Consider the following 10583-nt stretch of genomic DNA (forward strand, 5'->3'; position numbering starts at 1 on the left):
GCCACCCTGGCACGTTCACCGGTCATGTCGTGACAGAGTAGCAAGGAACATAAAGTGAACGGAATGACCACCAGAGCCGTATGTTCCCCCTCACCCCAGCCCTCTCCCTCAAGGGAGAGGGGGCCGTCTGTGCAGGCATTATTTTGTGGGGAACCCTCAGCCCACAGGGAGAGGAAGCAAAAACGAAAACGGCAATCTAAGGATTGCCGTTTACTTTTATTACCGACTCTGCTTTCTCAACAGATATATAAAGTACGGCGCGCCGATAAAGGTCGACAGCAGGCCCGCCGGGATCTGATACGGGAACAGCACCATCCTTCCGCACCAGTCAGCAAAGACCAGGATCGCTCCGCCCGTCAGCGCAGAGATCACGATATGCGGCAAAGTCCTGCGGAAGCCCATCATACGGGCGATGTGCGGCGCCATTAATCCGACAAAACTGAGCGGGCCGATAGTCATGGTGGCCGTCGCCGTCAGGCACGCGGCCAGCAGCAACAGGGCGATACGCGTTGGCGTCAGCGCCACCCCGACCGCGCGGGCGGTATCCCCACCCAGCGGCAGAATGGTCATCCAGCGACGGCACAGCGGCACAATCGCCAGCAGTACGATCATCACAATCCCGGTATGCACCACCTGACTGCCGGTGGCGTTGTACGTTGAACCGGAAATCCAGGTCAGGATCTGCGCCATGCGCGGATCGCCGCTCGCCTGCAACATCATCAGCAGCATAGTAAACGCGGTGCTGAGCGCCATCCCGGCCAGCAGCATGCGGTGAGGTGAGAACCCCCCTCGCCCGGAGGCGATCAGGATAATCATCAGCGTGCCTGCCGCGCCGATACTCCCGGCAGGCATCAGCCAGCCGAACGCATTTCCCGGCACGAGGAACAACATTAACACTACGCCAAACGCGGCCCCGGAGCTGATCCCTAATACTTCCGGGCTTGCCATCGGGTTGCCGGTGAGACGCTGGATAATACAGCCCGCCACCGCCAGCATGACGCCCGCAATCAGCGCGGAGAAGATCCGCGGCCAGCGCCACTGCATGAGTTCATGCAGCAAATCCCCCGTCGCCCAGTGCCAGCCCGTGGCGTCGCGTCCCAGCGAGAGTGCGGCAAACGAGGCGATAACCAGCACCGCCAGTCCGGCAAGGCTGAACCACACCACCGACTGACGTTCGGCATGTACTTTATCGCCGGCATCCATTGCCGGGGCGCTAATGCTGCGCAGGCGCGGCAACAGCCACAGCAGCAGCGGCGCGCCGATCAGGGCCGTCACCGAGCCCGTGGAAACTTCCATCCAGACGCGCGCCAGCCAGAGAATGAGTTGATCGGAAAGCCAGAGGATCAGCGCGCCAATCAGCGGAGCCAGCATCAGACGCGCCAGCAGACGGCGCGCGCCGAGCATTTTTGCCAGCAACGGCGCAAACAGGCCGATAAACCCGATGATGCCGACGGCGTTAACCAGTAACGCGCTCAGCACAATCGCCAGGGTCAGGGCCGCCAGACGCGCCAGCGACAGCGCCAGCCCCAGATTGCGCGCCACGCCGTCGTCCAGGCCCATCAGCGTGAGCGGACGCAGCAGCAGCAGCGTCAGCACCACGCCGCCGAACAGCTGCGGCCACAGGCGCTGGACGATACTCCAGTCGGTCTGGGTGAGCGTGCCGGTACTCCACATAAACATGCTTTGCAGCTGGTCGTGGTGAAACAGCACCAGCAGCTGGTTGATCGCCCCACAGTAGAGGCTGACGACCAGCCCCGCGAGGATCAGCGTGACCGGCGAGAGACGTTTTCCCCAGGCCACGCCAAAGACCAGCGCACCGACCACACATGCGCCTGCCAGCGCGGCAAACTGCGAGGTTAACGCTCCCGGCAGGGTCCAGAGAGTGGTGATGGTGATCCCCAGCTGAGCCCCCGTCGCCACGCCCAGCGTGGTCGGCTCTGCCAGCGGGTTACGCAGCACCTGCTGAAACAGTACGCCCACCAGTCCCAGTCCCGCCCCGACCAGCAGGGAGATAGCCAGACGCGGCAGCAGGCTGTAGTGGAACAGCATTTGCTGAATATTATCGATATCCGGTGCGGCAAACGCGGCTGCCCACTGATCGCGCGGTAACGCCGTGGTCAGGTTAAAGCCGGTTAACACCAGGGCAGCCAGAAAAATGAGCGCTAACAGTAACATCGGGAAACGGGCCATACGCGTGCTCATGCCTTGCCTCCCAGTGCATTGTCCAGCACGCGGGCAAAATGCATTGCCGACAGCGTCGCGCCGTAGAACCATACCGCTGGCGCGCGCAGGAAGCGCTGCTCGCGGACGAACGGCATTGCCTGCCAGAGCGGGGTCGCCATCAGGGTTTGCATCTCGCGCTCGTTCCCGTGATCGAAGCACAGCACGTCCACATCACGAAACGCCGCCAGACGGTCAATACCCACGGCGGTACTGCCCCAGAATGTCATCTCGCCTTCCCAGGCATTGCGAATGCCAAAGCTGTCGAGCACTTCCTGGAACAGACAGTTATTTCCAAAGACCAGCATATGGCGGGCATCCAGCAGGGTTACCATCAGCAAAGGCCGATCGCCACGGTGGGCAAAGCGCGGCTTGAGGGAATCAATCAGCGCATCAAATTCATCGAGATGTTTTTTCGCCTGAGCCTCACGGTTGAGGAACTGCGCCATCTCGTGGATGGAATTTTTTGCCATGGTCAGCGGCTTTTTGCCGTCGCTAAAGGAAAAGCCCCGTCCGGGCGCAATCTTCGCCATGGTCTCTTCCGACGGGCCATACCCCGCAGACCAGAATAAATAAGACGGTTTCATCTGGGTGAGAAGCTCAAGGTTCGGCTCCGTACGCAGGCCAATGTCGATGACGGAGTCCGGCAGTTTTGGCTCATTCACCCACAGGGTGTAGTTGGGAATATCGGCCACGCCGTAAGGCGTCACGCCAAGCGCCATCATCAGTTCGACGGGCAACCACTCCAGCGCCACGATGCGGTGCGGATCGATAGCGGCAGCGCGGGCCGGGCCCATCTTTAACAGCAGCGGTGAGAGCGCCATGGCCGTCAGCAGGCGACGGCGGCTAATGAATGTTGAATCCAGCATCAGTAGACAAAGCTCACGGGTGCAGCTCCGGCTGGGTGAGGCAGGATGCCCATAGGAATACCGTAGATATGTTCCAGCGTTTCGCTGCGCATCAGTTCGGCAGGCGTACCCTGAGCGATCATTTCACCGCCGCGCAGCGCTACCAGGTAGTCGCAATAGCGTGCCGCCATGTTGATATCATGCAGAACGGCAATCACCGTCAGGCCGCGCTGCTGACTTAAGCGATGCACCAGCGCCAGGACGTCAACCTGATGAGCAATATCCAGCGCCGAAGTGGGTTCGTCGAGCAGCAGGCAGCGGCTGTCCTGCGCCACCAGCATCGCGATCCATGCGCGCTGACGCTCGCCACCGGACAGGCTATCCACCAGACGATGCGCCAGCGGTTTTAACCCAACCAGCGCGATCGCCTCTTCCACTTTCTCTCTGTCAGCGAGGCCAAAACGCCCGAGCGCACCGTGCCACGGATAACGTCCAATCGCCACCAGCTCGCGCACCGTCATCCCCTCCGCCTGCGGCAACTGCTGCGGCAGATAGGCCACCTTGCGGGCAAAGGCCTTACTGCTCCAGCTCGCCAGCGGCTGGTCATCCAGCAATATGTCGCCCTCGGACGGCGGCTGATGACGACCCAGCATCTTCAGCAGCGTCGATTTACCGGAACCATTGTGCCCGATTAAACCGGTCACTTTACCTGCGGGAAACGTCAAAGAGAGCGGATGCAGCAAGGTGCGCCCGGGTACGCGAAAGGAGAGATTGTTAAGCGTGAAGGTGGAGTCGGATTGCGTTTTATTATCCTGCATGTCAGCCAACTTAAATAAAAAGGGCACGGCGAACCGTGCCCATAAAGAGGTTAGAAGCGGAAGGTCGCGGTGGCAACAACCTGGCGTCCTGCTCCCCAGTAGCATGCATACTCGCTGTAGCAGCTGGAGACGTATTCACGGTCAAAGATGTTGTTCACGTTGACGCCGACGGAAGATCCCGGCAGACCAAAGCGCGCCAGATCGTATTTCACGGTCGCATCCGCCAGGGCATAACCCGCGACGTTAAAGGACTCATAGGCTTTAGGCGACGCTGAGGAGTAGTACGTCACCGTGTTACCGATGTAACGCGCGCCCGCACCGACGGTCAGGCCACTCAGCGCCGTCTCGTGGAAGGTGTAATCCGCCCACAGGGATGCCATGTTGCGCGGTACTTCTGCCGGACGACGACCTTCATACCAGGTATCGTGGGTATATTCCGCATCTGTGTAGCTGTAGGCCGCCGTTACGTTCACGTTAGCCGACACCGCCGCTTTCGCTTCCAGCTCAAAGCCACGGGAGCGAATTTCACCGCCCTGCACACTAAAGCCGCTGGTCGGGTTCGCCGGATCGGCGGTCAGGTTGTTGTTCTTGGTCAGCTGATATACCGCGGCCGTCACCACAACAGGCAGATCTTTAGGAACATACTTCACGCCCGCTTCATACTGCTTGCCGCGCGCCGGATCGAACGGTTTGCCGCCCTGGGTGGTGCCAGAGAGCGGTTCAAAGGATTCACTGTAGCTGAAGTATGGGGTAATCCCGTTGTCGAACAGGTAGTTAATCCCCCCGCGCCAGGTAAATGCCTGATCATTAATTTCCGCGGTGGTCCCGTTATTACGGTTAAAGGCAGACGTTTTTGCAAAGTCATAGCGGCCACCCATGGTGAGTACCCACTTATCCCATTCCGCCTGATCCTGCGCATAGAGCCCGGTCTGCTCCTGGCGATTGAGCATGGCATACGGGAAGTTCACATTGACGTTCGCATTGCCGTGCTGCGGATTGTTCATGCTGATCGGATCGGCGGTACCGTAGTCAGCATCAATATCATTGCGCATACGAAGGTAATCCACCCCCGTCAGCAGCGTATGGTCAACGGCACCGGTCGCGAATTTCGACTGGAGCTGTGTATCAACCGTGAACGAGTTGAGGTCTTCATCTGAGCGCACGTACGCACGGCTGATCTGGGCCGGAGCGATATAGCCGTTACCGTAAACTGAACGGTAAAGCGTATTGATTTTGGTATAACGCAGATTCTGACGCACGGTGAAGGTGTCGTTGAATTCATGCGCGAAGCTGTAACCCACCATTTTCTGACGACGGGAGATCTTATTGTCTTCATCGCCTTCGTTGAAATCGGTCGGCAGTTTGTGCGCCTTTCCGTTAGCATCATAGTAAGGCACAACGGTACCTTCACGCGGCAGCCAGCCGTAGTAACCCGCATCGGGATCGCTCTGGAAGTTGCTCAGGAAAGTGAAATCGGTTTTATCATCAGGACGCCAGCTGAAAGACGGCGCAATCGCGTAACGAGTAGACTTCACCATCTCCTGCTGCGCATTTTCACTGCGTCCCAGGCCGGTCAGACGGTAGGACCACACGCCGTTATCATCAATCGCGTCGCTGAAGTCAAACCCAGTCTGCCACAGGTTATCCGTCCCCATTTTGAACTGAATTTCTTTTAACGGTTCCGTGGTTGGACGCTTGCTGACCATACTCACTACGCCGCCAGGGTGGCTTTTTCCATACAGTACGGACGTCGGGCCTCGCAGCAGCTCTACGCGCTCCAGGAAGTATGGATCCATCGACGCTTCAGAGTAGTTATCCCCTTGCAGCTTCATACCATCCAGATACTGGTTGGTATTCACGGTGCTGGAGGTGGTGAACCCACGAATCGAAACCACATCATAGGTCGTGGAGGCGCCGCGCGTTGCGAAAACGCTCGGCGTGTAGGCCAGCGCCTGTTTAACCGTCCCCGGCTGTTTCATGTCCATCTCTTCACGTGTGACCACGGAAATGGACTGCGGGGTTTTCTCGATCGGTGTATCGGTTTTCGTCGCCGTTGCAGTGCGCTTTGCTGCAATCGTCGGTGCAGGCCCCCAGGCACTCTCCTGCGCAGCCGGTGCGGCAGTAACAGTAATGGTTTCTTCTTTTTTCGGGGTTTCGGCGGCATGAGCATAAGCAGACATGCCGGCAACCGCTGTGGCTACGACGACCGCGATTTTACGCAGCGACGTGTTAATTGGCTGAGCAGTATTGGAAAGCGCCATGATGGATCTCTGATGGAAAAAGTGAATGATAACGTAAACGAGAATTATTATTATGACCGCAGAATAATATGCGAAACGTTGGCTGCATAGCAAGCAGTATGCGGCCCTACAAGATTTAAGGGTTTAAGAATTAACCAGATGAAAATAGAGGGTTAATGAAGTTAGCGGAATGATCGCTAAAGCCCGCCGAAACGGGCCGGAGGGCTTAACGATAGAAGAGTTCGAAAGTCGCGACGGCGTCGACTTTCCCGGCTTTAACCTCTCCCGTTTTGATGTAACGGGCTTTGAGTGGGATCTCAACCGGGACGTTGTCCTGGGTACGGGTTATTGCCGTGTAGCTTTGGTCGAACTGCAACACCGTGTCGTTCTTGTCGAGGATTTGAATACCGACACCTCTCGCTGCACTATCGCCGTCGGCGATAGAAAGAATGTTTCCATCGGTCACCCCGGTTGATCCTGCACTAGTGAACTGGTAGTCCACCTTCGTCCCCGCCGCACAGTCGGTAATATTAATTTTGAAGGCACTGTCTGTCAGAATATCGGAATACTGTCCGTCGAAATCCTGTGTATTTACGGTTTTAAGCGGAACATAAATATTCTTATCAACCAGATTACAGGTGTTGGTCGTAATGTGAACACTGGTAGGTGAAAACCTCATCTCACCGATGACGACGCCCCCTAACTCGTCCTGAGCGGTTAATCGGGAAGTATCCAGGTAGCCCTCTTCCACATCACCAATCACAACCAGCTGTGCAATCGCACGAAATATTGACTTGTTCTTAGACGAACCGTGAGTCATACCGATATAGCGCCACGGGCGAGTCAAATTATCTTCGATGTAATTGGGAAACTGCTCGTTAGATGATGCCGCGCGGATCCCGATGCCAGGCACATTGGTTTTATACACGCCAGGCAGAACATCTTCGCGTGCATCTGCGTCCGTTAGCGTCAAATACCCCCGACGGATTATCTCATCAGAGCCTGAGCACCTCACGGTGATCTCTTTGCTTTCAACATTATCTTCGTAAATCACCGTGCCGACTGGCGTGTCAGGTTCGAGAACAATCACGGCTGGAAGCGGGAACGTGACTATGCCATCACTCTCTCCCCCGCCGCTGAAGGTACACGTAGCAAAAGCCGGATGAAAGAAAGCACTCAGCACCACTAAAAAAGCGGCCCGAAGGTAAGGTATCATAGAAAAACGTTGACTCATTTTGTCACCTGACTCACTTACAATTTACTGTGGTTTTAACGATCCCTGATGGGCTGTCGACAGGTACATCAATCATGCCCTGGCATTGTTGTTCCGGCGTTTCCCCCCACTGCACGCTGAATGCCGTTTTGCCACGAAGCCCTGAGAGATAGACCTCCCCCTCATCCCCCACGATTGCCGTAGTGTTATCAAGCGCTATAACAGCGCCAAAGGGAACCACTTTTCCCTGTCGTAATAAGGTCACCAGGGCACGCTGCCCAACGCGAGCATCAAAGGTGGCGGATACCGCGGCACCTTTCGTGGGCACAAGATCCTGTGTCGCCGCGTCAATATCAATATCTTCCCGATCCTGAGTATTCACTGTGAGAATATTGTGCCGGTAGGCCGTCAGGGAAGGGACAATCGCGTTACCAAAGCGATCGGTGTAGATCCCTCGCCCGTTCTGTACTTTGACGTTATCGCCATCTTTGATATGGACAATGGCAAAGGCGTCGCGGACGGATTGCCCCAGGGTTACTCCATGTTCATGCGCAACAATTGAACCCTGCGCGCTGTAGTTCCACTGTCGGTTATCACCCCCGTAGTTATACCCCAGCCCGACATCACCGGCAGATCCCCGGTAGCGCCCGGATACACTGCCGCCATAGCCAGTATCTTGACTGGCATAGGTCTGCTGGAGGTTATAGCTGAGGTTATTGTTCTCAAGTGCCGTGCCGCCGATCCCTACCTGATGCGAAACGAATCCACCGCTGGCAGTGTTGACGCTGTAAGTTGACCAGGCGTTCGCTAACCAGCGTGAAAGAGGTACGTTGACCATCAACGCCATTTGCCGATCGGTATTGGCGTCCGGCGTACGCGTCAGGCTGTAGCTTACCGACCAGGTTATACCGCGCCAGCCGGAGCTTAGCCCCGCACTGACGCTGCGCTCGTGTCCTGCCATGTTCCAGTAATCCTGCTGATAGCCATTAAGGTAAGCCGATCCCCAGTCGGAAACGCGTTGGGAAAGATTAACCTGCATGCGGCTGCGCCGATTATTGGTTCGCCGATAGGTATAAATCCCGTCGTCAATCTCGCTGTCACGCTGGTCGACAGCTTCCTGAAAGGTATAAAACCCAGAGGTGGAATAACGGTAGCTGGCAAGCGTCACGGTGGTGTCTGTATCCGGAATATCCCTGGAATACTGCGCACGCCATGACATCCCGCGGGCATCATCTCGTCCATCATCAAAAGCCGTACGGGCGGCGGTCACATCCACGGATGCCGATCCGAAACGGCCAAGATCGGCGCCTGTTCCCGCCAGCATAGCCTGATACAGCGATGCACCAAGCGCGCCGACGTAAGTCGTTACGCCATAAGGCAGGCCGTAGATGACCGTCCCTTGCAGAAAAGGGGGCTCATCCTCACCTTCATTACCGCGATAACGCCCTGCTGCCAGCGAATATTTAAATGCCCCTTCCCGCTGTAGCACCGGAACCGATGCACTGGCCTGGATGAAGCTGTGTTCGCTACCGTCGGCCTCTTCCACCGTCACCTCCAGATCCGCACCGGATGTGACCTGGCTTAAATCGCGGATCTCAAATGGCCCCGGAGAGACGTTGCTTTGATAAATGGTGTAACCGTTTTGCCTGATGGTGACCTTTGCATCGCTATTTGCTATGCCACGCACCACGGGAGCAAACCCCTGCTGGCTGGTGGGCAGCATGGAAGTATCCGTTTCCAGCTTCACGCCGGTCATTTGGACGCTGTCGAAAAGCTCGCCGTTAGTGTACGTCTGGCCTATCTCAAGCTGACTTTGCAGGGTTTTGATATCACGTTGCAGCGTACTGGCGATTGCATCCCAACCGGCGTTGTCACTCCAGGTGCTGTTGTTACGCAACCGCCACGCCCCGAGGTTGATCCCTGACTCCAGGCCAAGCCATGCAGATGACGTTTTACCAGTACGGTAGTGCTGCTGAGAGCCACTGAACTGGTAGCTTGTCCAGACGGCGGGAGCACCGTCATCCCAGAATTTCGGGTTGATAGCCCCAGCCGCAGCCTGATCGCGGTATTTTTGCGGGATCACCAGCTTGAGCGTCTGATTATCCTGGTCGTAATCGTAGCGGGAATTATCAATAAAATGGGAGATGTCATCGATTTTCGCTGCATCATCCAGATCTTTCATGTCCGGGATCGTGTCGACTTTTACCCCTAATGCACGCAGATCCGCTTTGGTCAGCTCCGGTAACAGGCGCTGCTTATCGTCAGACAAGATCCAGCTCACCGTGCGTTTATCCAGAACATCCCGATCCCACATAATGGTCGTCAGAAAGTTTCCGGGCGGTAGGCCATTATCATTGATGAAATTTTTTAGCGTTGAGGTGTTTTCCAGCGGAGTGTCCATCTCAAGGATCCGCAGGTTAAATTCGTCATCTGCACTCACAGGCTGGATCATCGCGAGCAGCGCTAACGCGATTCCCTTCAGAACCTGTTTGTAGAGTGGAGATGACGACATAGGGTACCAGCATTGTGTGTTTAAAGAGCCTGCTTGCGCTGGGGGGTTTGCGCGCCGAAATCGCTAATAGCAGTCCACGTCACGGGCCCGTTTGCAGATTGAGGCACAGAAAAATATTGCTCGCTGAAAGGTGCGACCATCATTGAAATCGCCCCCGGCGTGGTTTTTGTGTCAGTCACAGGGACACTTTTCCCGCCCACGGCCAACTCGCCAAAGGAGACGTAAAACGGCGTTGGGTTTTTCGCAATGAGCTTGTTACCCTGGCGGAGGAACGTGATTTTTTCATAGGCCTGTAGGGCATCGGCTTCTTTCAAATCAGCAGGGCGCCAGAACAGCTTCAGACGCGTTTTCATCGCGAATTGCAGCGTATTCTTGTCTTTTAAGTCAGGTGATAACGCCGAGACGGATTTCACATTCGCCAGAAATAAAGATTCGCGATCTGCGGGCAGATTTTTTTTATCGCCGGTAAAAATGATGTGCAAAAGGGTCTGACGATTTTCCTGTAATTTATAGACAGGCGGCGTAATGATGAAAGGTGCTTTTGCATCGTTAGGGTAACTCACCCAGCTTTGCACCAGATATCGAGTATGAGGGTCTTTATTTTTGAGTGCTATTTGTACTTCGGATTTATTCGATGGATAAATAATTCGCGTGCCACCGACAACCACACTTGCCTGTACTGAACAGCAAGATATAATCAAACAACCACCTAACAATTTTAATAAATAATTA

General features: G+C 55.9%; 7 protein-coding genes. All 7 read right to left on the bottom strand.

Annotation, left to right across the window (positions count from 1 at the left end; genetic code table 11):
• Positions 1-219 precede the first annotated feature (219 nt).
• Positions 220-2202, bottom strand: a complete 1983-nt coding sequence (fhuB, locus tag IM290_RS16955; protein WP_193041413.1) for a Fe(3+)-hydroxamate ABC transporter permease FhuB — start codon at positions 2200-2202, stop codon at positions 220-222.
• Positions 2199-3089 carry a Fe(3+)-hydroxamate ABC transporter substrate-binding protein FhuD gene (gene fhuD, locus IM290_RS16960; protein WP_003856240.1) on the bottom strand — a complete coding sequence of 297 codons (891 nt, stop codon included), beginning with the start codon at positions 3087-3089 and terminating at the stop codon, positions 2199-2201. Before fhuD ends, fhuB begins: the two co-directional genes overlap by 4 nt.
• The gene (fhuC, locus tag IM290_RS16965; protein WP_047733132.1) at positions 3089-3886 is read right to left on the bottom strand and encodes a Fe3+-hydroxamate ABC transporter ATP-binding protein FhuC; all 798 of its coding nucleotides are present in this window, start codon (positions 3884-3886) and stop codon (positions 3089-3091) included. The genes fhuD and fhuC overlap by 1 nt, the downstream gene beginning before the upstream one ends.
• Before the next feature lie 50 nt (positions 3887-3936).
• Positions 3937-6147, bottom strand: a complete 2211-nt coding sequence (gene fhuA, locus IM290_RS16970) for a ferrichrome porin FhuA (protein WP_015572711.1) — start codon at positions 6145-6147, stop codon at positions 3937-3939.
• 205 nt (positions 6148-6352) lie between these two features.
• The gene (locus IM290_RS16975; RefSeq protein WP_193041414.1) at positions 6353-7360 is read right to left on the bottom strand and encodes a fimbrial protein; all 1008 of its coding nucleotides are present in this window, start codon (positions 7358-7360) and stop codon (positions 6353-6355) included.
• 13 nt (positions 7361-7373) lie between these two features.
• Positions 7374-9851 carry a fimbria/pilus outer membrane usher protein gene (locus IM290_RS16980; protein ID WP_193041415.1) on the bottom strand — a complete coding sequence of 826 codons (2478 nt, stop codon included), beginning with the start codon at positions 9849-9851 and terminating at the stop codon, positions 7374-7376.
• A 20-nt stretch (positions 9852-9871) separates the two neighbouring features.
• The coding region (locus IM290_RS16985; protein WP_370532104.1) for a molecular chaperone at positions 9872-10583 on the bottom strand (712 nt) is incomplete at its 5' end.

Origin of the sequence: Enterobacter cloacae complex sp. S1 (assembly GCF_014930525.1) — a bacterium.
In the GTDB taxonomy this organism is placed as follows: domain Bacteria; phylum Pseudomonadota; class Gammaproteobacteria; order Enterobacterales; family Enterobacteriaceae; genus Enterobacter; species Enterobacter hormaechei_C.